Source organism: Streptomyces argenteolus, from assembly GCF_042902585.1.
In the GTDB taxonomy this organism is placed as follows: Bacteria; Actinomycetota; Actinomycetes; order Streptomycetales; family Streptomycetaceae; genus Streptomyces; species Streptomyces argenteolus.
In genome coordinates this window covers 273,858-298,478 of the sequence record NZ_JBIBEG010000010.1, presented here as the reverse complement: position 1 = coordinate 298,478, position 24,621 = coordinate 273,858, and the positions used below count along the sequence as shown (strand labels likewise).

At 70.4% G+C, this 24,621-nt stretch carries 14 protein-coding genes and 1 tRNA gene; 12 read left to right on the top strand and 3 right to left on the bottom strand.

Going from position 1 to position 24,621, the window contains the following annotated elements:
- Positions 1–313 precede the first annotated feature (313 nt).
- Positions 314–386 (top strand) — tRNA-Thr (locus ACFY8O_RS29905).
- A 56-nt stretch (positions 387–442) separates the two neighbouring features.
- On the opposite strand, the gene ACFY8O_RS29900 is transcribed toward ACFY8O_RS29905, so the two are convergent.
- Positions 443–3,070, bottom strand: a complete 2,628-nt coding sequence (locus tag ACFY8O_RS29900; RefSeq protein WP_387907797.1) for a SpoIIE family protein phosphatase — start codon at positions 3,068–3,070, stop codon at positions 443–445.
- A gap of 402 nt (positions 3,071–3,472) precedes the next feature.
- On the opposite strand from ACFY8O_RS29900, the gene ACFY8O_RS29895 reads away from it, so the two are divergent.
- The 11 genes from ACFY8O_RS29895 to ACFY8O_RS29845 all read left to right on the top strand — a co-directional run bounded on the left by ACFY8O_RS29895 (position 3,473) and on the right by ACFY8O_RS29845 (position 18,744).
- The gene (locus ACFY8O_RS29895) at positions 3,473–8,905 is read left to right on the top strand and encodes a HAMP domain-containing protein (protein ID WP_145808825.1); all 5,433 of its coding nucleotides are present in this window, start codon (positions 3,473–3,475) and stop codon (positions 8,903–8,905) included.
- 245 nt (positions 8,906–9,150) lie between these two features.
- A complete protein-coding gene (locus ACFY8O_RS29890; protein ID WP_145808822.1) occupies positions 9,151–9,831 on the top strand; it encodes a response regulator in 681 nt (226 codons plus the stop codon).
- A 109-nt stretch (positions 9,832–9,940) separates the two neighbouring features.
- Positions 9,941–12,715, top strand: a complete 2,775-nt coding sequence (locus ACFY8O_RS29885) for a DNA translocase FtsK (protein WP_145808820.1) — start codon at positions 9,941–9,943, stop codon at positions 12,713–12,715.
- 212 nt (positions 12,716–12,927) lie between these two features.
- A complete protein-coding gene (locus ACFY8O_RS29880; protein ID WP_387907794.1) occupies positions 12,928–13,728 on the top strand; it encodes a helix-turn-helix domain-containing protein in 801 nt (266 codons plus the stop codon).
- Positions 13,729–13,881: 153 nt separating this feature from the next.
- Positions 13,882–15,360: a 30S ribosomal protein S12 methylthiotransferase RimO gene (rimO, locus tag ACFY8O_RS29875; protein WP_387907791.1), complete on the top strand. Its 1,479-nt coding sequence runs from the start codon at positions 13,882–13,884 to the stop codon at positions 15,358–15,360.
- Complete coding sequence (pgsA, locus tag ACFY8O_RS29870) at positions 15,357–16,187, top strand: CDP-diacylglycerol--glycerol-3-phosphate 3-phosphatidyltransferase (protein ID WP_145808814.1); 831 nt, start codon at positions 15,357–15,359, stop codon at positions 16,185–16,187. Before rimO ends, pgsA begins: the two co-directional genes overlap by 4 nt.
- Complete coding sequence (locus ACFY8O_RS29865) at positions 16,184–16,696, top strand: CinA family protein (RefSeq protein WP_387907787.1); 513 nt, start codon at positions 16,184–16,186, stop codon at positions 16,694–16,696. Before pgsA ends, ACFY8O_RS29865 begins: the two co-directional genes overlap by 4 nt.
- 109 nt (positions 16,697–16,805) lie before the next feature.
- Entirely contained in the window at positions 16,806–17,189 is a 384-nt protein-coding gene (locus ACFY8O_RS29860) for a helix-turn-helix domain-containing protein (RefSeq protein WP_014153702.1), read from the top strand.
- Positions 17,190–17,412: 223 nt separating this feature from the next.
- On the top strand, positions 17,413–17,883 hold the full coding sequence (locus ACFY8O_RS29855; RefSeq protein ID WP_387907784.1) for a Dps family protein: 471 nt from the start codon (positions 17,413–17,415) through the stop codon (positions 17,881–17,883).
- Positions 17,884–17,965: 82 nt separating this feature from the next.
- On the top strand, positions 17,966–18,157 hold the full coding sequence (locus ACFY8O_RS29850; RefSeq protein WP_145808807.1) for a CsbD family protein: 192 nt from the start codon (positions 17,966–17,968) through the stop codon (positions 18,155–18,157).
- A gap of 368 nt (positions 18,158–18,525) precedes the next feature.
- Positions 18,526–18,744 (top strand): hypothetical protein, encoded by a 219-nt coding sequence (locus tag ACFY8O_RS29845; RefSeq protein WP_387907782.1) that lies wholly within the window; start codon positions 18,526–18,528, stop codon positions 18,742–18,744.
- 40 nt (positions 18,745–18,784) lie between these two features.
- Here ACFY8O_RS29845 and ACFY8O_RS29840 read toward each other — a convergent pair whose 3' ends face one another.
- Both ACFY8O_RS29840 and ACFY8O_RS29835 read right to left on the bottom strand, forming a co-directional pair.
- Complete coding sequence (locus ACFY8O_RS29840; protein WP_387907780.1) at positions 18,785–19,591, bottom strand: DNA-formamidopyrimidine glycosylase family protein; 807 nt, start codon at positions 19,589–19,591, stop codon at positions 18,785–18,787.
- 268 nt (positions 19,592–19,859) lie between these two features.
- The gene (locus ACFY8O_RS29835) at positions 19,860–24,563 is read right to left on the bottom strand and encodes an Lhr family helicase (RefSeq protein ID WP_387907778.1); all 4,704 of its coding nucleotides are present in this window, start codon (positions 24,561–24,563) and stop codon (positions 19,860–19,862) included.
- Between the last annotated feature and the right edge of the window lie 58 nt (positions 24,564–24,621).

The window sequence follows — 24,621 nt, the reverse complement described above, 5'->3', positions numbered from 1 at the left end:
GTACTGCAGGGGGGACCCTGTGGGAGAGTAGGACGCCGCCGAACAATTATTCCGGGAAAGCCCCGTGCCCTTGTGGCACGGGGCTTTTCTGCGTTCCGGATCCAGGCATCGGCATCAGTCGGTCAGGAAGACCGGCCCCGCAGCCGGTGAGGGTCCAGGTCTGCCGGGCCCTCACCGCCCCTCCGACGCACCGGAGTTGACCGGCCGGCCTTCGGGGGAACGCCTCGATCGGGCGCGGACAGAAGCTCGCATGGATGGTTATGAGCACCCCCGAGTTCGGGGTATGCTTTACCTCGTTGCCGCAAGGCAGCAGGCCCCAATAGCTCAGTCGGTAGAGCGTCTCCATGGTAAGGAGAAGGTCTGCGGTTCGATTCCGCATTGGGGCTCAGCACAGAGAAAGGCCCCCGCCGGTGGCGGGGGCCTTTCTCGTGTCCCGGTAACCCTAGAAGTTCTGCGGCTCCGGGACACGCATGGCGAGGATGGCCATGTCGTCCGAGGCGGGCTCCGCGGCGAAGCGCTCGACCGCCCGCAGGATGCGCCCCGCCACCGCGCCGGCGGTCAGGCCCGTACACATGGCCAGGACGTCGGCCAGGCCGTCGTCGCCCAGCATGCGGGTCCCCTCACGCCGCTCGGTGACCCCGTCCGTCACGCACAGGAGCACGTCGCCCGGTTCCAGGGTGACCTCCTGCTCGTACAGCTCCAGGTCCTCGATGACGCCGAGCAGTGGCTGAGGCTCGGCCGCCGCTTCCACGGAGCCGTCCTGGCGCAGCCGCAGGGGGAGAGGGTGGCCCGCGCAGACCACCTTCAGGAGGGCACTGCCGTCCTCCTGCGGCCACAACTCGCCGTAGAGCAGGGTGAGGAAGCGGCTGCGCGCGCCCTCGTCCAGGATGGCGGCGTTCAGCCGCTCCAGCACCGCCGGTCCGCCGAACCCCTCGCGCGCCAGCAGGCGCAGCGCGTGCCTGGCGAGGCCCGTGACGGCCGCCGCCTCCGGACCCGTACCGCAGACGTCACCGATGGCGAAGCCGTAGGCGCCGTCGCGGATGGGGAACACGTCGTAGAAGTCGCCTCCCACCTCGTTGCCCTCGCCCGCAGCGCGGTAGATGACCTCGATCTCTACGTTGGGCACGTCGGGCAGGCCGGGCGGGAGCAGGCTCCGCTGGAGGGACTGGCTGATGGCCATGCGCTCCGAGTACAGACGGGCGTTGTCGAGTGCCAGCGCCGCACGCCGGGACAGGTCCTCGGCGAGCTCCAGGATCTCCTGGCGGAAGTGCTCGTCCGACGGCTTGCCCAGGGTGAGCATGCCGATCACGCGGTTCCTCGCCACCAGCGGGAGGACCACGGTCTCACCGCCCACGGCCGCCGCGGTGGCCAGCGTGGTGCGGGCTGCCGCCCCCATGCTCAGCGGCGCGTCCCTGCCCAGGGTGCGCTTGGAGGTGCGCAGGGCGGCCTCGTGGCCCGCCTCCGTCGGCGCGGGCCACAGGCGGGCACCGGGGGCCGGGACGGGGTCAGGAGGGTCGATGGAGGAGAGCAGGGCCTTCAGACCGTCGATGCGCTCCTCGTCCTCGTGCAGCACGTAGGAGAGATAGGGCTCCGACGACTGGTCCGCGATCGTGTAGACGGCGCACCAGGTGGCCAGCGTGGGCACCGTCATCTGTGCCATCAGGGCCAGTGTCTGGTCCCTGTCCAGCGTGCCGGCCAGCAGGTCGGACGCCTCGACGAGGAAGGACAGCGAACCGCGTCGCAGCCGCTCCAGCTCGCCGAGCCTCGCCGACTCGACGGCCAGCGCGATGCGGTCCGCGGCGAACTGCAGCCGTAGCGCCTCCTCGTTGGAGTACCGCCCGGCCGCTTCGGCCGCGACTCCGAGCGACCCCGTGAGGCGGCCCTCGACCTTGAGCGGGACCGTCACGACCGAACGCATCCCGGTGTCGACGAGCAGCGGCACGGCGCCCGGCACGACGGTGAGGTCCTCGTGGACGGCCGGCATGCGGGCGGAGCCGTAGCGGCCCGTGCCGGCCTCCACGGGCACCCGGGCGAAGCGCTGGCGGGCCGAGGGAAGACCGGTCGATGCCCTGACCTCGAGCTCCGTCTCGTCGTCGGTGGCCAGCAGAAGGAAGGCGGCATCGGCGTCCAGCATGTCGCGAGCCCGTTCGACCGTGCGCTGCAGGAGCCCGTCGAGATCGTCGGGAGCGGGTGAGCCGATGAAGATCTCGAAGGGATCCGCGCTGCGGTTCTCGGCCGCGGTGTCGGAGACGGGAGCGCGCACCGGCGTCTGGAGCACGGCGCGCTCGTCGTCCCGTACGAGGAGACAGACGGTGGAGGGTTCGCCCCCGGCGTCGCGGACCCGGAGGTGTGAGGCGTACACCGGGATCACCCGGCCGTCGGCGCCCCGGAGGCCGTAGCTGCCCTCCCAGCGGGAGAGTTGCAGGGCGTCGGCGATGCCGGTGCTGGTGCCCGGGGTGTGCGGCCATGCCACGAAGTCGGTGAACTGCTTGCCGTCGACCTGTTCCGGGGCGTGACCGAAGAGGAAGGCCGCGTCCTCGTTCCACGAGGCGATGGACCCGGATCCGTCGATCTGTACGACCGCCACCCGCACCCGCCGGTCCGCCACGGGAAGCAGCGCCGTGGGAAGGGCCGGACTCGCCGAGCGGATGCCCACGGGCCGCTCGGGAAGATCGAGCTGGAACCAGACGTGCTTGTGGGTGGGGGTGTACTCGACACCCCAGCGGGTGGCCAGGGCGGCGCAGAGCAGCAGCCCGCGCCCGCCCTCCCGGTCCGGGCTGCCGAAGTCGAGGCCGGAGCTCTGGAGAGGGACCTCGCGCTCCGGGTAGTGGTCGGCGACCTCCACGCGCACACCGTCCTCGGTGCGCAGGCAGAGGACGTCGGCGGCCGTGCCCGCGTGCACGACCGCGTTGGTCACGAGTTCACTCGTCAGGACGACGGCGTCGTCGACGACGTCGGTGTACCCCCACCCCTGAAGGGTGTCTCGTACGAAGGCGCGGGCGGTCGCGACCGAGCGTCCGACCGGATCGAAGGTGGCAGCCGCGCGCGCGGTGATCACAGCACTCCCCATATGGTGTCTCGTCGCTTCCCCGAGTCCTGTGCCCGTTTCTCGCCGCTTCGATTCGCCTGCCAGGCTAGACGCTCGCCGCTGGTCCCGTGTACACGAGGGCAGACTTGGGCGGGCGGGCTGCCCCAGGGGCGTACGCCGGGCGCACAAATATGGAGTCCCCGGTGAGGGAAATGGGATGACGCCGAGACCTTCCTCGCCCTCCCGTTCCGGCCTGGTACGTTTCAACGATTTGACGACCGCATAGTCACCCATCGACGGTGTGCTGTGGCGGTGAGCCAAAGTGGAAGTGGGCAAGCTTCCGACAACGGCCCGAGCGATACGGTCAACCCCTGCGGGAGGGACACGGTGGAGTCTGGCGTGGCGGCGCGGGGTTCAGGAACGCGCACAAAAGGCGGGCAGTCCGTGAAAAAGCAGCGCAATGGCACCATCGACGTGGACGCGGCAGCCCTGAACAGACTGCTCTCGGCCCTCGTGGCGATGCGTGACGGGAACTTCCGCAGGCGGCTGACCGTCTCCGGTGACGGTGTGCTCACGGAGATCGCCGCCGTCTTCAACGAGGTGGCCGACCGCAATCTCCACCTCACGGGTGAGCTCGCCCGGGTACGGCGTGTGGTCGGGCGTGAGGGCAAGCTCACCGAACGCCTGGAGACCGGCGCCTGCGAGGGCTCCTGGGCCGCGGCGATCGACGCCTCCAACGAGCTCGTCGACGATCTCGCACGGCCCGTCTCCGAGGTCGGGCGGGTACTCTCCGCGGTCGCCGACGGTGATCTCGAACAGCGGATGGAGCTGCGCACCCACGCGCCGGACGAGACCGTACGCCCGCTGCGCGGGGAGTTCCTGAAGGTCGCCAGGACCGTCAACAACCTGGTCGACCAGTTGTCGGCGTTCACCGAGCAGGTGACGCGGGTCGCGGTCGAGGTGGGCACCGAGGGCAAGCTGGGCGGTCAGGCCCAGGTGCGCGGCATGTCCGGGTCGTGGAAGGACCTCACCGACTCCGTCAACACCATGGCCTACCGGCTGACCGCGCAGGTGCGCGACATCGCCCTGGTGACGACGGCCGTCGCCAAGGGGGACCTGTCGCGCAAGGTCACCGTCCACGTGGCCGGGGAGATGCTCCAGCTCAAGAACACCGTCAACACGATGGTGGACCAGCTGTCGTCGTTCTCCTCCGAGGTCACCCGGGTCGCCCGTGAGGTGGGCACCGAGGGCGAGCTGGGCGGGCAGGCGACGGTGCCCGGGGTGGCAGGGGTCTGGAAGGACCTCACCGACTCCGTCAACACCATGGCGGGCAACCTCACCTCCCAGGTGCGTGGCATCGCCGAGGTGACGACGGCCGTCGCCAACGGCGACCTGTCCCAGAAGGTGACGGTGAGCGCCCGCGGCGAGGTGGCCCAGCTCGCCGAGACCATCAACCAGATGACCGAGACGCTGCGCACGTTCGCGGACGAGGTCACCCGCGTGGCCAGCGAGGTCGGCGGGGAGGGTCTGCTCGGTGGGCAGGCCCAGGTGCCGGGTGCGGCGGGCACCTGGAAGGACCTCACCGACTCGGTGAACACGGTCTTCCGCAACCTGACCACACAGGTGCGGGACATCGCCCAGGTGACCACGGCGGTGGCCAGCGGTGACATGACGCAGAAGGTCACGGTGGACGTGGCCGGCGAGATGCTGGAGCTGAAGAACACCGTCAACACGATGGTGGACCAGCTCCAGGCCTTCGGTTCGGAGGTCACCCGGGTCGCCCGGGAGGTCGGCGTCGAGGGCCGCCTCGGCGGCCAGGCGGAGGTACCGGGGGCCGCCGGCACCTGGAAGGACCTCACCGACTCGGTGAACACCGCCTTCCGCAACCTCACGGGCCAGGTGCGGGACATCGCGCAGGTGACGACGGCCGTCGCCAACGGTGACCTCTCCCAGAAGGTCACGGTGGACGTGGCCGGCGAGATGCTGGAGCTGAAGAACACCGTCAACACGATGGTGGCCCAGCTGTCCAACTTCGCCGACCAGGTGACCCGCATGGCCCGTGACGTGGGCACGGAGGGCCGCCTCGGCGGTCAGGCGCGCGTCGACGGTGTCTCGGGGACGTGGAAGGAGCTCACAGACTCCGTCAACTTCATGGCCGGCAACCTCACCTCCCAGGTGCGCCAGATCGCCCAGGTGACGACGGCGGTGGCGCGCGGTGACCTGTCGCAGAAGATCGACGTGGACGCCCGGGGCGAGATCCTGGAGCTGAAGAACACCATCAACACGATGGTCGACCAGCTCTCCGCCTTCGCCGACCAGGTGACCCGGGTCGCCCGCGAGGTGGGTACGGACGGCCGTCTCGGCGGTCAGGCGCAGGTGCCCGGTGTGGCCGGCGTGTGGCGCGATCTGACCGACTCGGTGAACGGCATGGCGGGCAACCTCACCGCCCAGGTGCGCAACATCGCGCAGGTCGCCACCGCGGTGGCGCGCGGTGACCTGTCGCAGAAGATCGACGTGGACGCCCGGGGCGAGATCCTCGAGCTGAAGAACACCCTGAACACGATGGTCGACCAGCTGTCGAACTTCGCCGAGCAGGTCACCCGGGTCGCCCGTGAGGTGGGTACCGAGGGGATCCTCGGCGGGCAGGCGGAGGTGCAGGGCGTCTCCGGTACGTGGAAGGACCTCACCCAGTCCGTCAACGGCATGGCCAACAACCTCACACTCCAGGTGCGCAACATCGCCGAGGTGACCACCGCCGTCGCCAAGGGCGACCTGTCCAAGAAGATCACCGTCGACGCCAAGGGCGAGATCCTCGAACTGGTGACGACGGTCAACACCATGGTCGACCAGCTCCTCAACTTCGCCGACGAGGTGACGAGGGTCGCCCGCGAGGTCGGCACCGAGGGCATCCTCGGCGGCCAGGCCAGGGTCCGCGGGGCGACGGGCATCTGGAAGGACCTCAGCGACAACGTCAACCTGATGGCCAACAACCTGACCAGCCAGGTGCGCAACATCTCCCGGGTGTCGTCCGCGGTCGCCAACGGCGACCTGACGAAGAAGGTGACGGTCGAGGCGCGCGGCGAGGTCGCCGAACTCGCCGACACCGTCAACACGATGGTGACGACGCTGTCCTCCTTCGCCGACGAGGTCACGCGCGTCGCCCGCGAGGTGGGCACCGAAGGCGAGCTGGGCGGTCAGGCACGGGTCCCGGGAGTCTCCGGCACCTGGAAGGACCTGACCGAGTCCGTGAACTCGATGGCCTCCAACCTGACCGGTCAGGTGCGGCAGATCGCCACGGTCACCACGGCCATCGCCAAGGGCGACCTCACCAAGAAGATCGACATCGACGCGCAGGGCGAGATCCTGGAGCTGAAGAACACCATCAACACCATGGTCGACCAGCTCTCCTCGTTCGCCGAGCAGGTCACCCGGGTCGCTCGTGAGGTGGGCACCGAGGGCCAGCTGGGCGGCCAGGCGCGGGTCCGGGACGTCGACGGCACCTGGCGCGACCTCACCGAGTCGGTGAACGAGATGGCGGGGAACCTGACCCGCCAGGTGCGCGCCATCGCGGCCGTGGCCACCGCGGTGACCCGTGGCGATCTCAACCTGAAGATCGACGTCGACGCGGCCGGCGAGATCCAGGTGCTGCAGGACAACATCAACACGATGATCGCCAACCTGCGCGACACCACTCTCGCCAACAAGGAGCAGGACTGGCTGAAGGGCAACCTCGCCCGGATCTCCGGCCTGATGCAGGGCCGCCGCGACCTGGACGACGTCGCGTCGCTGATCATGAGCGAGCTGACCCCCGTCGTGTCGGCGCAGCACGGTGCGTTCTTCCTGGCCATGAGCACCGGTGACTCCGACGAGGTCGGCTCGGACAACGGCAACGAGGGCTCCTACGAGCTGCGTATGCGGGGGAGTTACGGATATTCGGCCGGTTCGATGCCGACCTCCTTCCGCCCCGGTGAGACGCTCATCGGCACGGCGGCCGAGGAGAAGCGGACGATCCAGGTGGACAACGTTCCGCCGGGTTATCTGAAGATCTCCTCCGGGCTCGGCGAGGCACCGCCGGCCCACGTGATCGTGCTGCCTGTGCTCTTCGAGGGCCAGGTGCTCGGTGTCATCGAACTGGCCTCGTTCCAGCCGTTCACCCACATCCAGCGGGACTTCCTCAACCAGCTCGCCGAGATGATCGCGACGAGCGTCAACACCATCAGCGTCAACACCAAGACCGAGAAGCTCCTCGAACAGTCCCAGGAGCTCACCGAACAGCTCAGGGACCGCTCGCAGGAGCTCGAGAACCGGCAGAAGGCGCTGCAGGCCTCCAACGCCGAGCTGGAGGAGAAGGCGGAGCTGCTGGCGCAGCAGAACCGCGACATCGAGGTGAAGAACACCGAGATCGAGGAGGCGCGGCAGGTGCTGGAGGAGCGCGCCGAGCAGCTCGCCGTCTCGATGCGCTACAAGTCCGAGTTCCTCGCGAACATGTCGCATGAGCTGCGCACCCCGCTCAACTCGCTGCTCATCCTCGCCAAGCTGCTCGCGGACAACGCCGAGGGCAACCTCTCGCCGAAGCAGGTGGAGTTCGCCGAGACGATCCACGGTGCCGGCTCCGACCTGCTCCAGCTGATCAACGACATCCTCGACCTGTCGAAGGTCGAGGCGGGCAAGATGGACGTCAGCCCCACCCGGATCGCGCTGGTGCAGCTGGTGGACTACGTGGAGGCGACGTTCCGGCCGCTCACCGCCGAGAAGGGGCTCGACTTCTCCGTACGGGTCTCCCCGGAGCTGCCCGCCACGCTCCACACCGACGAACAGAGGCTGCTGCAGGTCCTGCGCAACCTCCTGTCCAACGCGGTGAAGTTCACCGACAGCGGCGCCGTGGAGCTGGTGATCCGGCCGGCCGGCGCCGACGTGCCCCACTCCATCAGGGAGCACCTGCTGGAGGCCGGCTCGCTGAGTGACGCCGACGGCGACCTGATCGCCTTCTCCGTCACCGACACCGGGATCGGCATTGCGTCCAGCAAGATGCTGGTGATCTTCGAGGCGTTCAAGCAGGCGGACGGCACGACCAGCCGCAAGTACGGCGGCACGGGCCTCGGTCTCTCCATCAGCCGGGAGATCGCCCGTCTGCTGGGCGGGGAGATCCACGCGGCGAGCGAACCGGGGCGCGGCTCGACGTTCACCCTGTACCTCCCGCTGCACCCGAGCGAACTGCCGCCCCAGGGGTATCCGCAGATGGGTCCCGGACCGATCGAGGCCCATGGGCAGTCCGCCGAAGGGGCCCTGCACCTGGAGGCGCCGCAGCGCGAGGGCAACGAGGCGCCGCTGGGCGACCCGGCCAACTCCGCCGGGGTGTTCAGGCGCCGCCGCAAGGCCCTGGGCGGAGCCGCCCGCCGCCCTGCCCTGCCCAACGGCAGGACCGGCGAGGAGACCGCGGCGCCGGAGGAGTGGGTGCAGAGCGCGCAGGAGGAGCAGGAGCCCCGCAGGACGTTCCGCTTCCAGGGGGAGAAGGTGCTGATCGTCGACGACGACATCCGCAATGTCTTCGCCCTCACCAGCGTCCTGGAGCAGCACGGGCTGTCGGTGCTGTACGCGGAGAACGGCCGTGAGGGCATCGAAGTCCTGGAGCAGCACGACGATGTGACGATCGTTCTGATGGACATCATGATGCCGGAGATGGACGGGTACGCCACGACGACGGCGATCCGGAGGATGCCGCAGTTCGCCGGACTGCCGATCGTCGCGCTCACGGCCAAGGCCATGAAGGGCGACCGGGAGAAGGCGATCGACTGCGGAGCCTCGGACTATGTGACCAAGCCGGTCGATTCCGATCATCTGCTGTCGGTGATGGAGAGGTGGATGCGCGGAGAGTGATCGAACGGTCGGCGTCGGGGTCCGGAATCCGTCGGCTCGCTCCTCCCGGAAGGGTGTGAGGGAGCGATTTCGGGGAACCTTCTGGACCTCGACCGCGTTTTCGCTCTGTGCACAGTGACATCGCGGTGACAGGGTGTGGTGACGGGCGGGGTGCGGCTACCATGACCGGCACAAGGACGGACGGCGTAAGGGAGTCGTCCCCTGGGGCGGCACCCGGTGCGATTCCGGGGCGAGGAGGACGGGCCATGGTGCAGAAGGCCAAGATCCTCCTGGTCGATGACCGGCCGGAGAATCTGCTGGCGCTGGAGGCCATCCTCTCTGCGCTCGATCAGACACTGGTGCGGGCATCGTCAGGGGAGGAGGCGCTCAAAGCGCTGCTCACGGACGATTTCGCGGTCATTCTGCTGGACGTACAGATGCCCGGTATGGACGGGTTCGAGACGGCCGCGCACATCAAGCGGCGGGAGCGGACCCGGGACATCCCGATCATCTTCCTCACCGCGATCAACCACGGCCCGCATCACACCTTCCGGGGTTATGCGGCGGGCGCCGTGGACTACATCTCGAAGCCCTTCGACCCCTGGGTGCTCCGCGCCAAGGTCTCGGTCTTCGTCGAGCTGTACATGAAGAACTGCCAGCTGCGGGAACAGGCCGCGCTGCTCCGTCTCCAGCTGGAGGGCGGCGGCCACCAGGGCGTCGACGAGAAGGAGCCCGCAGGTCTCCTCGCCGAACTCTCCGCGCGGCTCGCCGCCGTGGAGGAGCAGGCAGAGGCCCTCTCCAAGCAGTTGGACGACGAATCGGCCGACGCCGCGGCCGTGGCGACCGCCGCCCATCTCGAACGCAAGCTCACCGGACTGCGCCGTGCGCTCGACGCGCTGGAGCCAGGCACCGGCGGCTCCGCGAGCGCACTGCCCACGCAGGGCTGACCTCCGCGGTTGAGGGTGCGTCAGTTCGGTGCCCACGCCGGGGCGACACGAACGGGTGATGCCGTAGGCACACGTGTCCACGGGCGTCGGCACCGGTAACCTCAGTCACATGGCCTCACGTACGTCCGGCAAGGGTTCCCTGGGCACGGCGGGCACCGCGAAGCGCTCCGGCCGTACCCAGGGACCGGTGAAGAAAGCCGCGCCCGCCAAGAAGGCGGCGGCGAAGAAGACCGCGCCCGCCAGGAAGGCACCCCCGAAGAAGGCGGCGGCGAAGAAGCCCGCGGCCAAACCGGCGCCGTCCCCCACGGGAGGCGTGTACCGGCTCGTACGCGCGCTCTGGCTGGGCACGGCGCACGGTGTCGGCGCGGTCTTCCGCTCCATAGGGCGCGGCGCCAAGGGACTTGACCCCGCCCACCGCAAGGACGGCCTCGCTCTGCTGCTCCTCGGGCTCGCGCTGATCGTGGCGGCAGGCACCTGGTCGCATCTGCAGGGCCCCGTCGGCGATCTCGTCGAGATGCTCGTCACCGGGGCGTTCGGCCGGCTCGATCTGCTCGTCCCGATACTGCTGGGCGCCGTCGCCGTGCGGCTGATCCTCTATCCGGAGAAGCCGGAGGCCAACGGACGTATCGTCATCGGCCTTTCGGCACTCGTCGTCGGCGTGCTCGGACAGGTCCACATCGCCTGCGGATCGCCGGGCCGTGAGGACGGCACGGGCGCCATGCAGGACGCGGGAGGGCTCATCGGCTGGGCCGCCTCCCAGCCCCTCGTCTTCATGATGGGCGAGGTCCTCGCCGTCCCGCTGCTCCTGCTGCTGACCGTCTTCGGGCTGCTCGTCGTCACCGCCACCCCGGTCAACGCGATCCCCCGGCGGCTGCGGCAGCTCGGTGTACGGCTCGGCATCGTCGACCCCCTGTACGGACCCGCGCAGGACGACGGGGACGACGACGAGCGGTACGAGGAGCAGTGGCGTGACGCGCTGCCCGACGGTTCTGGACGCTCCCCGGCACGCCGCTCCGCCGCGGACCTGGTCCATGATCCGGACCTGGCCGGGAGCGAAGCGCCGGCCAAGCGGCGCCGGCCGCGCAGGAGCTCCGCCCAGCCCGCGATGAACCGGACGATGGACGCGGTGGACGTGGCTGCCGCGGCTGCCGCGGCGCTCGACGGGGCGGTGCTCAACGGCATGCCTCCCTCGCCGGTCGTCGCCGACCTCACGCAGGGCGTCTCCACGGAACGGGAGCGGACCGGCACCCCGGTACCGGGCGCCAGGGCCGGGGAGAAGGCGTCGCCCGGCGAGCGGGGGACGGAGAGGGCGGTGACGCCCTCCGGAGGCGTTCCCGACCTGACCAAGCCGGCTCCCGAGCGTTCGGAGCCGCTGCCCGCCCGCGCCGAACAGCTCCAGCTCGCCGGGGACATCACCTACGCGCTGCCCTCGCTGGACCTGCTGGAGCGTGGCGGTCCCGGCAAGACGCGCAGTGCCGCCAACGACGCCGTGGTCGCCTCGCTGACCAACGTCTTCACGGAGTTCAAGGTCGACGCCGCCGTCACCGGCTTCACCCGCGGGCCGACGGTCACCCGCTACGAGGTGGAGCTCGGCCCCGCGGTCAAGGTCGAGCGGATCACCGCCCTCACCAAGAACATCGCCTACGCCGTGGCCAGCCCGGACGTCCGGATCATCTCCCCGATCCCGGGCAAGTCCGCCGTCGGCATCGAGATCCCCAACTCCGACCGCGAGATGGTCAATCTCGGCGACGTCCTGCGCCTCGCGGACGCGGCCGAGGACGACCACCCGATGCTGGTCGCGCTCGGCAAGAACGTCGAGGGCGGCTACGAGATGGCCAACCTGGCGAACATGCCGCACGTCCTGGTGGCCGGCGCGACCGGTTCCGGAAAGTCCTCCTGCATCAACTGCCTGATCACCTCGATCATGGTGCGGGCCACTCCGGACGACGTGCGGATGGTGCTCGTCGACCCGAAGCGGGTCGAGCTCACCGCGTACGAGGGCATTCCGCACCTGATCACGCCCATCATCACCAACCCGAAGAAGGCCGCCGAGGCGTTGCAGTGGGTCGTGCGGGAGATGGACCTCCGCTACGACGACCTCGCGGCGTACGGCTTCCGGCACATCGACGACTTCAACCACGCCGTGCGCAACGGCAAGGTCAAGGCCCCGGAGGGCAGCGAGCGGGAGCTGTCCCCGTACCCGTACCTGCTGGTCATCGTGGACGAGCTGGCGGACCTGATGATGGTGGCGCCGCGCGACGTGGAGGACTCCATCGTCCGCATCACCCAGCTGGCCCGCGCGGCCGGCATCCATCTCGTGCTCGCCACCCAGCGGCCGTCGGTGGACGTCGTGACGGGGCTGATCAAGGCCAACGTGCCGTCGCGGCTGGCCTTCGCCACCTCGTCGCTCGCGGACAGCCGGGTCATCCTCGACCAGCCCGGCGCCGAAAAGCTCATCGGAAAGGGTGACGGACTGTTCCTGCCCATGGGGGCCAACAAGCCCACCCGTATGCAGGGTGCCTTCGTCACCGAGAACGAGGTCGCGGCCGTCGTCCAGCACTGCAAGGATCAGATGGCGCCGGTCTTCCGCGACGACGTCACGGTCGGCACGAAGCAGAAGAAGGAGATCGACGAGGACATCGGCGACGACCTCGATCTGCTCTGTCAGGCGGCCGAGCTGGTCGTCTCCACCCAGTTCGGCTCGACGTCCATGCTCCAGCGCAAGCTGCGGGTCGGCTTCGCCAAGGCCGGCCGGCTGATGGACCTGATGGAGTCCCGCAACATCGTGGGGCCGAGTGAGGGATCCAAGGCCCGGGACGTCCTGGTGAAGCCGGACGAGCTCGACGGCGTGTTGGCGGTCATTCGTGGGGAAACCGCTTCGTAAGAGTTTTGCGGGCAACCGTTTCGCCCGGTCGTACGTCAAGTTGAAGGGAGGAGCAGGGGATGATCGGTCCAGTGCTTCGTCCCCCGCCCTGCCCGAGGGGCTGTCCGGCGAACCCGATGGCGTACAAAGTCGTCGCTCCCGGTTGCCCCACCCTTTCGTCCCACCCCTAGACTGAACATCCAGCAGGTGGCTCACGCTCGAAAGGCGCCCCCGTGTCCATCGGCAACTCCCCCGAAGACGACCGGCCTTCGATCGGTCGCGCGCTTCAGCAGGCTCGAATCGCCGCAGGTCTGACGGTTGAGGAAGTCAGCAGCTCCACCCGGGTGCGCATCCCCATCGTGCACGCGATCGAGGACGACGACTTCTCCCGCTGTGGCGGCGACGTGTACGCCCGCGGCCACATCCGCATGCTCGCCCGCGCCGTCCGGCTCGACCCCGATCCCATGATCGCGCAGTTCGACGCCGAGCACGGCGGCCGTCCCGCACCCACCCCCGCGGCGCCGCTGTTCGAGGCGGAGCGGATCCGCTCCGAACCCCGTCGGCCCAACTGGACCGCGGCCATGGTCGCGGCGATCGTCGTCGTGGTCGGCTTCGTCGGCTTCACGCTCTTCAGCGGCGAGGACGAGGGCTCGGGCTCGGCACAGGTCGCCGAAGGCTCGACTCCCGACAAGCCCACGTCCGAACCGGCCACGACCAAGCCCGCCGACCCCAAACCGGCTCCCTCCGAGAGTGCCATCGCCGCGGCCCCCCGCGACAAGGTGACGGTCAAGCTCAGCGCGACCGAGGGCAAGAGCTGGATCTCCGCCAAGGATCACAACGGGCGGCTGCTCTTCGACGGCCTGCTGCTCGAAGGCGACTCCAAGACCTTCCAGGACAAGGAGCGGGTCGACCTCGTCCTCGGCGACGCCGGGGCGATCGACCTCTTCGTGAACGGCAAGAAGGTCGACGACCAGTTCGAGCCGGGTCAGGTCGAGCGGCTCTCGTACACCAAGGGTGACCCCGAGGTCGGCTGACCTTCCGGCGTCACTCCGCACGGTGCGTGCCCGGCAGCAGCTGCTGCCGGGCACGCACCGTTTTCGTCCTCCGGCGGCGCCGCCCCGGTCACTCCCCGTAGCGGTGAACCCTGCACGGTGGGGTGACGGCCGGGACAAAGTAGTCTTGAGCCCATGCCCGAACGCCGTACCGTCGCCCTTGTCACTCTCGGATGCGCCCGTAACGAGGTGGACTCGGAGGAGCTTGCAGGCCGCTTGGCAGCGGACGGCTGGGAGCTCGTCGAGAACGCCACGGACGCGGATGTCGCCGTCGTCAACACCTGTGGCTTCGTCGAGGCCGCCAAGAAGGACTCCGTCGACGCCCTGCTCGAAGCCAACGATCTGAAGGATCACGGCAGAACCCAGGCCGTCGTGGCCGTCGGCTGCATGGCCGAGCGCTACGGCAAGGACCTCGCCGAGGCGCTGCCGGAAGCGGACGGAGTCCTCGGGTTCGACGACTACGCCGACATCTCCGACCGTCTCCAGACCATTCTCAACGGCGGTATCCACGCCTCCCACACCCCGCGCGACCGGCGCAAGCTGCTGCCGATCAGCCCGGCCGAGCGCCAGGACGCCGCCGTCGCGCTGCCCGGTCACGCCCAGGAGATCGCGCCCGCACCGGCGGACCTGCCGGAAGGCGTCGCGCCCGTCTCAGGCCCTCGGGCCCCGCTGCGCCGCAGGCTGGGGACCAGCCCCGTGGCCTCCGTGAAGCTCGCTTCGGGCTGCGACCGGCGCTGCTCCTTCTGCGCGATCCCCTCCTTCCGCGGCTCCTTCATCTCCCGGCGGCCCTCGGACGTCCTCGGCGAGACCCGCTGGCTCGCCGAGCAGGGCGTCAAGGAGGTCATGCTCGTCTCCGAGAACAACACCTCCTACGGCAAGGACCTCGGTGACATCCGGCTCCTGGAGACCCTGCTGCCCGAACTGGCCGAGGTCGACGGCATCGAGCGCATCCGGGTCAGCTACCTCCAGCCCGCGGAGATGCGGCCGGGACTCATCGACGTCCTGACGTCGACGCCCAAGGTCGCCCCGTACTTCGACCTGTCCTTCCAGCACTCCGCCCCCGGCGTCCTGCGCGCGATGCGGCGCTTCGGTGACACGGACCGATTCCTGGAGCTCCTGGACACCATTCGGGGCAAGGCCCCGCAGGCCGGTGCCCGGTCGAACTTCATCGTGGGGTTCCCCGGTGAGACCGAGGCCGACCTCGCCGAGCTGGAACGCTTCCTGACCGGCGCGCGCCTGGACGCCATCGGTGTCTTCGGATACTCCGACGAGGAGGGGACCGAGGCGGTCGGCTACGAGAACAAGCTGGACGCCGACGTCATCGCCGAGCGCCTGGCACACATCTCGCAGCTCGCCGAGGAGCTGACCTCGCAGCGGGCGGAGGAGCGGGTCGGCGAGACCCTTCAGGTCCTCGTCGAGTCCGTGGAATCCGAGGAGGACGGCCCCGTCGCGGTGGGCCGTGCCGCGCACCAGGCCCCGGAAACGGACGGCCAGGTCGTCTTCACCGCACGCGAAGGGCTCGTGCCGGGCCGTATGGTCGAAGCGAAGGCAGTGGGCTCCGAGGGAGTGGACCTCGTGGCCGAACACCACGAGCTTGCGGAGGCAGCCAGATGACGGGAGCCCAGGCATCCGCGGCAGGGGGCTCCGGCGTCACGCCGACGCCCCGTGGCGGCGAGCTGGGCACGGCGGCCGTCAGTCAGGCCGGCCTGTGGAACATCGCGAACATCCTCACGATGGTGCGGCTGCTGCTGGTCCCGTGCTTCGTCGTGCTGCTCCTGCACGACGGCGGCTACGACCCGATGTGGCGGTCCTTCGCCTGGGCGGCCTTCGCCGTCGCGATGATCACCGATGTCTTCGACGGCCATCTGGCACGCACGTACAACCTGGTCACCGATTTCGGGAAGATCGCCGACCCGATCGCCGACAAGGCGATCATGGGGGCGGCGCTGATCTGCCTGTCCTCGCTGGGGGACCTGCCGTGGTGGATCACCGGCGTGATCCTGTTCCGCGAGCTCGGCATCACCCTCATGCGCTTCTGGGTCATCCGGCACTCGGTCATCCCGGCCAGCCGCGGCGGGAAGATGAAGACCCTGGCCCAGGGCATCGCCGTGGGCATGTACGTCCTGGCGCTGACCGGGCCCCTGGCGACCTTGCGCTTCTGGGTGATGATGGCCGCCGTCGTGCTGACGGTCGTCACCGGTCTCGACTACGTACGCCAGGCCGTCGTGCTGCGCCGCAGGGGGCTCGCGGCCGAGCGTGCGGCCGCCCTGGAGGCGGTCGCGGCGGTGGCGGACGTCCAGGACGGTGTCAGCGGGCAGTGTGTCGCGGACTCGGCCGGCGAGGGCGTGCAGCCGATCGTGGATCCCGTGGCGGGCCTGCGCGGCGCCACGGAAGCGGCGCCCGTCGCGGGCGTCAGAGGCGCCTCGGAGGCCGAGCGGTGACTTCCGGGGCGGCCAGGGTGCTGCGGCGGCTCCAGGAGCGCGGTGAGACGCTCGCCGTCGCCGAGTCCCTCACCGGCGGTCTGGTGGCCGCGGAGCTCACGTCCGTCCCCGGAGCCTCCCGAGCGTTCCGCGGGTCCGTCACGGCGTACGCCACGTCCCTGAAGCGGGACGTGCTGGGCGTCGACGGCGCACTCCTGGCCGAGCGCGGGGCGGTGGACGCGGATGTCGCCGGGGCGATGGCCGCCGGCGTACGCCGGGTCCTCGGCGCCGACTGGGGAGTCTCGACCACGGGGGTCGCGGGACCGGACGCACAGGACGGCAAGCCCGTCGGAACGGTCTTCGTGGCCGTCTGCGGCCCGGGCGGCGTGCAGAATGTCGCCGAGCTGAGGTTGAACGGCGGGCGTGCGGACATCCGTAAAGAGAGCGTACGGAGTCTGCTGGAACTGCTCTCGGGCGAACTCGGCGAAAATGCGAGGGCACAGGATACGGAACAGAACGGGGGGAATTGATGTTTGCAGCCCTGAGTGAACACGACATCGCTCCCCGCACGGCCGCAGCGCAAGGCGGTACGGTGGGGCGTGAAGGATGCGGCTACGCGGTCCGAGGAGGGAGCCACCGATGATTCTGCTCCGTCGCCTGCTTGGTGACGTGCTGCGTCGGCAGCGCCAGCGCCAAGGCCGTACTCTGCGCGAAGTCTCCTCGTCCGCCCGAGTCTCGCTCGGCTATCTCTCCGAGGTGGAGCGGGGGCAGAAGGAGGCATCCTCCGAGCTGCTCTCCGCCATTTGCGACGCGCTGGACGTACGGATGTCCGAGCTCATGCGTGAAGTGAGCGATGAACTGTCGCTGGCCGAGCTGGCCGAGTCGGCAGCAGCCAGTGATGCGGTGCCTGTGCCGGTACGCCCGATGCTCAATTCCGTCTCTGTCGCGTCGGTCGCCGGCGTGCCGACGGGACGGGTGACCATCAAGGCGCCCGCGGAAGCGGTGGATGTCGTCGCCGCCTGACCGCACGGTTCGTGGTGAACGAAGCCCCGGTCGGCCCCTTCAGGGGGTCGGCCGGGGCTTTCGCGTACGGGGTGTGTGCAAAGCGTGTAGCCGGGCAGGCGGAGTGCAGGCCGGGTGGAGAACCCCACCGGGGAACCCACCCGAATGACTGTTTAGCGTCATTTGTGCCATCGTGGACGGGTGGTAGGCCGAACAGCTAGCAGCTATCCGATCGGAGAATTGCATGTCTGTCGTGAAGAGCGCGTTGACCGAAGGTGACCGCAAGGTCGTGGGAGACGCACTGCAGGGTGCCCTCGTGGACCTGATCGACCTTTCCTTGGCGGCCAAGCAGGTCCACTGGAATGTGGTCGGCCCGCGATTCCGGTCTGTCCATCTGCAGCTCGACGAGGTCGTCGACACGGCGCGGCAGCACTCGGACATCGTCGCGGAGCGGGCTTCGGCGGTGGGTGTCAACCCGGACGGACGGTCCAAGACCCTCGCCAAGACCACGGCCATCGACTCCGTGCCCGACGGCTGGATCAAGGACGTGGACGCGGTGAAGGCGCTGGTCGAAGCGCTGCGTGTGGTCATCGACCGGATGCGGGAGCGGATCGAGGCGACCGCGGACCCGGACCCCGTCAGCCAGGACATCCTGATCACCCTGACGGCTGACCTCGAGAAGCACGCCTGGATGTTCCAGGCCGAGAGCGCCTGACGCGACGCAGTGGGCCCCGCCGGACCGTACGTCCGGCCCGGAGGCCCGGCGCAGGTGCCCGGCAACGAGTGAGGAGTACGAGATGACTGACGACAAGGCCAAGGACAAGATCAAGGGCAAGGCCAAGGAAACGGCCGGCAAGCTCACCGGAGACCGCCGCAAGGAGGCCGAGGGCAAGGCCGACCAGGCGAAGGCCAAGACCGCGGACACCCTGGACAACGCCGGGGAGCGCGCCAAGGGTGTGAAGGACTCCCTCAAGGACGACCGGCACTGACCACCGGCCTTCCTGCCGGGCGCTCTGCACCGTCGCCCGCCGTGTGCCCCTGCCGACGCGTTCGGCGGGGGCACACGTGTGTCCGGTGGCATGGATGGTGTCCGCGCGTTCGGTGGGGGCGTCGCTTCGGCACGTCCGGTGAGGCCTGCGCGTGTGGTTCCCGTGCCGGGCGCGGATGCAGTCGGCGGCGGGCCGGGGGAAACTGCGGGGGAGGGCAGGGGGTGGCCCTTCCCGAGGCCCTTCCCGACGGGAGCTTCCCGGGAGCGCGCGCTCTGGTGGTCCGCTCTCATCGCGCACGCCGGTGGTGCGCCGATGCGCCCTCCCGTCGGGAGATCGAGCCGTACTGACGTCGGCCGGAGGAGGCAGCCATGGTGCGGCGATGGATACCGACGCTCGTACTCGGCGGCCTGTGGTGGTGGGCCGTGGCGCGGCTGCTCCTGGAACCGGAACACGCGGGTCTGGTCGAGGGCGCGGTGGCGGCCGGGGGGTGGGGGCTGAGCCTGCTGCCCGTGCATGTGACAGCCGCCGTGCGGGCCGAGCCCGCCGACGGGGAGACCGCGACCGACCGTACGGACATATCCACCTGAGCTCGCGGGGGAGGAAGCCCGCCTCGGACGGGCCGGCCTCTCAGGGGGTGGGTCCACGCTGGCAGTGGGGGCACCAGTAGGCGGGGCGGCCTTCCCGGTCCGCCACCCGGATGGGTGTGCGGCATCGCAGGCAGGGCCGGCGAGCTCTGCCGTAGACGAACACCCGCTCGCGCCCGTGGGCGCGGCGCATGGCCTCGGTGGTGCCGGTGGTCGTCCGCACCGGACGGGTGCGGTTGGCTTCCAGCAGCTGCTTGGCCGTGCTGACCAGACGCGTGGCGAGAAGCGGGGGCAGGTCGCCCATGGGGACCCAGGGTGTCACCCGGGCCATGAAGCAGAGCTCGCACATGTAGACGTTGCCGATGCCCGCCAGATTGCGCTGGTCCAGGAGCGCTTCTCCCACGGGGCGCGCCGGGTCGGCGAGCAGATTGCTCAGCGCGGTCTCCGGATCCCAGCCGGGCCCCAGCAGATCGGGACCGAGATGACCGACCGCCTGTTCCTCGTCCTCGGTGCGGAGCAGCTCCAGTACGGGCAGCCGGTATCCGACCGCCGTGTGCTCTGCGGTGGCGAGCACCGCGCGGATCTGATGGGCCGCGCCACCTCTCCAGCGCTCGCCCGGATCGTAGATGCGCCAGGCACCGTCCATCCGCAGGTGACTGTGGAGGGTCAGACCACCCTCGAAGCGGGTCAGCAGGTGCTTGCCGCGCGCAGTGGCCTCCAGGACCGTGCGGCCGGTGAGGTCGGCCGTGGCGAACCGTGGCACCCGCAGGTCCGAGACCGTCAGCACTTGGCCCGCGAGTGCCGCATGGAGACGGGCGGCGGTCTGGAGGACGGTGTCACCTTCGGGCATGCCTCCATGATGCGCGGAGCCGGCCGCCGATGTCCGGCATCATGCGCGGAGCCGGCCGTCGGTGTCCGTGGGAGCGTCGGCGGCTGTGCCGGGTTTCGGTGGGACTGCCGGATTCGGTGACGGGTTCCGACGGCGGTGGCCCTCTCCGGCCCGCGCGTCGGCAGGCATGTCTCGTACGTGTCCTCCGTGCCGGGGGCGGCGTGACTTCCCTACGTCCCGCGTGCCGTGACCGTGACTCCCCTACGTCCCGCGGGCTGACCGCGGCCCGTCAGGCGCGCAGCCGGAGACCACGGGGAGTGGCCAGGAAACCCGCCTCCTCCAGCGTGCGGCCCAGCGGAGAGGTGAGGGAGGACGCGCCGTTGGTGCGTTCCACCGTGACCGTGCCGAGCGTGCCCGCGCGGGCGGCCGACGCGAGCGCCTCCGCCGCCGCACGGAGCGCCGGGTCCGCGGGATCGGTGGGCCAGGCGAGCAGGGACTTGCCGCCGCGCTCCATGTAGAGCGTCAGCTCCCCGTCCACGAGGACCACCAGAGCGCCCGCCTTGCGGCCCGGCTTGTGCCCTGCGCCGTCCGGTGACTCGGGCCAGGGCAGCGCCGCGCCGTACGCGTTGGCGGGGTCGGCCGCCGCGAGGACCAGCGCGCGGGACACCGTGCCCGGGTCGGCGCGGTCGCGCGCGGTGGAGGCGGCCCTGAGCCGGTCCACGGCACCGTCCATCGCGAACTGGGCCGCCCCCAGCCCTTCGACGACGTAACCGCGGCGCGCCTGTCCGCTGTCCTCGAACGCGGCGAGGATCCGGTAGACCGCGGAGAAGCCACCCTCGACGCCCTCGGCCTGGACCGCGCCCCGGGTCACCACTCCGTGGCGGTCCAGGAGCGTCCGGGCCAGTGCGTGGGCCCGATGGGTCGGCTCCGGCTCACGTTGCGGCAGCAGCGACCAGCGCCCCGAGACCGTCGGCGGACCTGTGCGTGAGGCGGGGCGCGCCGCCGCGGTCAGTGAGCCGTAACGCCCGCGTGGCACGTTGCGTTTCGCCCGGTGCGCGGTGGAGCCGGCCGTGCGCCCCGAACCGAGGAGCGAACGCAGCGGGGCGAGGGTGTCGTTGGTGAGCAGACCGGCCCACACCAGGTCCCAGAGGGCGTCCGCGAGTTGTGGATCGGTGCAGTCCGGGTGGGTGGTGGCGCGGACCTGGTCGGCGATCTGACGGAAGAAGAGGCCGTATCCGCCGGCGAGGACGGTGAGCAACGACTCGTGCAGGGCGCTCTGTTCCAGCGGCAGGGGCGGTGGGAGGAGCAGCGGCGCACTGTCGGCGAGGTAGACGGAGAGCCAGCCGTCCTTGCCGGGGAGGGCGCCCGCTCCGGCCCAGACGACTTCGCCGGTGGTCGTGAGCTCGTCGAGCATGGCGGGGGTGTAGCCCATGACCCGGCTCGGGAGGATCAGTTTCTCCAGGGCGGAAGCCGGCACCGGGGCGCCCTGCAACTGCTCGATGGCGCGGGCCAGTCCGTCGATTCCACGCAGGCTGTGGTCGCCGAGGTGCTGCCATTGGGGCAGGAAACCGGCCAGGGCGGCGGGCGGAACCGGCTCCAGTTCCTGGCGCAGCGCGGCGAGCGACCGGCGGCGCAACCGGCGCAGGACCGTGGCGTCGCACCACTCCTGTCCGATACCGGCCGGATGGAACTCGCCCTGGACGACGCGTCCCGACGCGGCGAGCCGTTGCAGCGCCCCGTCCGTGACGGCGGTGCCGAGGCCGAAACGCTGTGCGGCCTGCGTGGTGGTGAACGGGCCGTGCGTACGGGCATACCGGGCGAGGAGGTCGCCGAGCGGGTCCTTGACCGGCTCGGTGAAGGCCTCGGGGACGCCGACGGGAAGCGCCGTGCCGAGCGCGTCGCGAAGCCGCCCCGCGTCCTCCACGGCAGCCCAGTGCGCGGATCCGCCGATACGGACCTGGATGGCGCGCCGGGCGGTCGCAAGCTCCGGCGCCCAGGCGGCTTCCGCACCGCGCTCCGCCAGCTCGGCGTCGGTGAGGGGGCCGAGCACACGCAGCAGATCCGCCACGCCCTCGGAATCCTTGATCTTTCGGTCCTCGGTCAGCCACTGCAGCTCCCGCTCCAGTTCGCCGAGGACGTCGGCGTCGAGCAGTTCGCGCAGCTCCGCCTGGCCGAGCAGCTCGGCCAGCAGATGGGAGTCGAGCGACAGAGCGGCGGCCCGTCGCTCGGCGAGGGGCGAGTCGCCCTCGTACAGGAACTGCGCGACGTACCCGAAGAGGAGCGAGCGGGCGAACGGTGACGGCTCGGGGGTGGTCACCTCGACCAGGCGCACGCGGCGCGCTTCCAGATCGCCCATCAGTTCCGTGAGCCCCGGCACGTCGAAGACGTCCTGGAGACATTCCCGCACCGCTTCCAGGACGATCGGGAACGAGCCGAACTCGGAGGCCACCTGGAGGAGCTGGGACGCGCGCTGGCGCTGCTGCCAGAGAGGCGTGCGCTTGCCCGGGCTGCGTCGCGGCAGCAGGAGGGCGCGCGCCGCGCACTCCCGGAACCGTGAGGCGAACAGGGCGGATCCACCGACCTGTTCGGTGACGGCCTGCGCGATCTCGCCCTTGTCGAAGACCACGTCGGCGGCGCCCACCGGGGGCTGATCGCTGTCGTGACCGGCTGCGGGGAAGACGGGGGAGGGCGTGCCGCCGGCGGACGCACCGCCCGGGTCCGCCTGCACGGGGTCGAAGTCGAGGAGGTCGAGGCCCATCAGATCGGCGTCGGGCAGTCGCAGCACGATGCCGTCGTCCGCATGCATCACCTGGGCGTCCATGCCGTAGCGCTCGGCGAGCCTGGCGGACAGGGCGAGTGCCCAAGGGGCGTGCACCTGGGCGCCGAACGGCGAGTGCACCACGACCCGCCAGTCGCCCAGTTCGTCACGGAACCTCTCGACGAGGACGGTCCGGTCATCGGGGACATGACCGCAGGCCCGGCGCTGCTCTTCGAGGTACGCCAGGATGTTGTCGGCCGCCCAGGCGTCCAGCCCCGCGGCGAGCAGCCGGAACCTCGCGTCCTCGGCGGACAGCCCTCCGATCTCCCGGAGGAACGCTCCCAGCGCACGCCCCAGCTCCAGAGGACGGCCCAGCTGGTCGCCCTTCCAGAACGGCAGGCGGCCGGGGACCCCGGGGGCGGGCGAGACCAGGACGCGGTCCCGGGTGATGTCCTCGATGCGCCAGGACGTCGTCCCCAGCGTGAAGACGTCGCCCACCCGCGACTCGTACACCATCTCCTCGTCGAGTTCGCCGACGCGTCCGCCGCCCTTCTTCGGGTCGGCGCCGGCCAGGAAGACCCCGAAGAGCCCGCGGTCGGGAATGGTGCCGCCCGAGGTGACGGCGAGCCGCTGGGCGCCCGGGCGGCCCGTGACCGTACCGGAGACGCGGTCCCACACCACCCGGGGGCGCAGCTCCGCGAAGGCGTCCGAGGGATAGCGCCCCGCGAGCATGTCGAGCACCGAGGTGAAGGCGGACTCGGGGAGCGAGGCGAACGGGGCGGCGCGGCGGGCCAGGGCCAGCAGGTCGTCCGCCTGCCAGCTGTCCAGCGCCACCATGGCGACGATCTGCTGGGCCAGCACGTCCAGAGGGTTGGACGGGATCCGCAGGGCCTCGATGGCACCCGCGCGCATCCGCTCGGTGACGACGGCCGCCTGCACCAGGTCGCCGCGGTACTTCGGGAAGACGACACCGGTGGAGACGGCACCGACCTGGTGCCCGGCGCGGCCCACCCGCTGCAGCCCCGAGGCGACGGACGGCGGTGACTCGACCTGGATCACCAGATCGACCGCGCCCATGTCGATGCCCAGCTCCAGACTCGAGGTGGCCACCACGGCGGGCAGCCGCCCCGCTTTGAGGTCCTCCTCGACCTGGGAGCGCTGTTCCTTGGACACCGAGCCGTGGTGCGCACGGGCGAGCAGCGCGGGAGCGCCCTTGGCGGCCCCGGACTGCGCCATGATCTCGGCGGGGGAGTGGGCCTCGGCCAAGGGCGCGTCGTCTGCCGCCTGCTCCTCGAAGACGGAGCCGGTCGCCCGCTCGTAGGCGATCTCGTTCAGCCGGTTGCACAGGCGTTCCGCCAGCCGCCTGGAATTGGCGAAGACGATCGTGGAGCGGTGGGACTGGACGAGATCGGCGATCCGTTCCTCGACATGGGGCCAGATCGACGGCTTCTCGGCCTGCCCGCTCTCGCCCTCCGTGGCGGGGGACCCGCCCAGCTCGCCGAGGTCCTCCACCGGTACGACGACGGAGAGGTCGAACTCCTTGGTCGACGGAGGCTGGACGATCTCCACCTTCCGCTGCGGGGAGAGGAACCGCGCGACCTCGTCGACCGGGCGGACCGTCGCCGACAGCCCGATACGCCGCGCGGGCCGCGGCAGCAGCTCGTCCAGACGCTCCAGCGAGACGGCGAGATGGGCCCCGCGCTTGGTGCCCGCGACAGCGTGCACCTCGTCGACGATCACCGTCTCGATCCCCGCCAGCGCGTCGCGGGCGGAGGAGGTGAGCATCAGGAACAGCGACTCGGGGGTGGTGATCAGGATGTCCGGGGGTCTCGTCGCCATGGAACGGCGCTCGGCCGCAGGGGTGTCCCCGGAACGGATGCCCACCCGTACCTCGGGCTCGGGCAGCCCCAGGCGCACCGACTCCTGACGGATACCGGTCAGAGGGGAACGCAGATTGCGCTCCACGTCGACCGCCAGAGCCTTCATCGGCGACACGTACAGCACACGGCAGCGCTTCTTGGCCTCGGCGGGCGGCGGAACGGCCGCGAGCCGGTCCAGGGAGGCGAGGAAGGCGGCGAGCGTTTTACCCGAACCGGTCGGTGCGACGACCAGCACGTCCGACCCCTCACCGATGGCCCGCCACGCACCTTCCTGAGCCGCCGTGGGCGCGTCGAAGGCGCCCGCGAACCAGCCGCGGGTCGCGGGCGAGAACGAATCGAGTGCGGAACCGGCCATGCCCCCCATCGTGCACCCACGCACTGACAACGGCCGGGAACGTGCCCGGGCGCCTACC

Coding starts and splice junctions, on each gene's coding strand:
- ACFY8O_RS29900 (WP_387907797.1), bottom strand. CDS start 3,070: ATGGGGAGTGCTGTGATCACCGCGCGCGCGGCTGCCACCTTCGATCCG.
- ACFY8O_RS29890 (WP_145808822.1), top strand. CDS start 9,151: ATGGTGCAGAAGGCCAAGATCCTCCTGGTCGATGACCGGCCGGAGAAT.
- ACFY8O_RS29885 (WP_145808820.1), top strand. CDS start 9,941: ATGGCCTCACGTACGTCCGGCAAGGGTTCCCTGGGCACGGCGGGCACC.
- rimO (WP_387907791.1), top strand. CDS start 13,882: ATGCCCGAACGCCGTACCGTCGCCCTTGTCACTCTCGGATGCGCCCGT.
- pgsA (WP_145808814.1), top strand. CDS start 15,357: ATGACGGGAGCCCAGGCATCCGCGGCAGGGGGCTCCGGCGTCACGCCG.
- ACFY8O_RS29860 (WP_014153702.1), top strand. CDS start 16,806: ATGATTCTGCTCCGTCGCCTGCTTGGTGACGTGCTGCGTCGGCAGCGC.
- ACFY8O_RS29855 (WP_387907784.1), top strand. CDS start 17,413: ATGTCTGTCGTGAAGAGCGCGTTGACCGAAGGTGACCGCAAGGTCGTG.
- ACFY8O_RS29850 (WP_145808807.1), top strand. CDS start 17,966: ATGACTGACGACAAGGCCAAGGACAAGATCAAGGGCAAGGCCAAGGAA.
- ACFY8O_RS29845 (WP_387907782.1), top strand. CDS start 18,526: ATGGTGCGGCGATGGATACCGACGCTCGTACTCGGCGGCCTGTGGTGG.
- ACFY8O_RS29840 (WP_387907780.1), bottom strand. CDS start 19,591: ATGCCCGAAGGTGACACCGTCCTCCAGACCGCCGCCCGTCTCCATGCG.
- ACFY8O_RS29835 (WP_387907778.1), bottom strand. CDS start 24,563: ATGGCCGGTTCCGCACTCGATTCGTTCTCGCCCGCGACCCGCGGCTGG.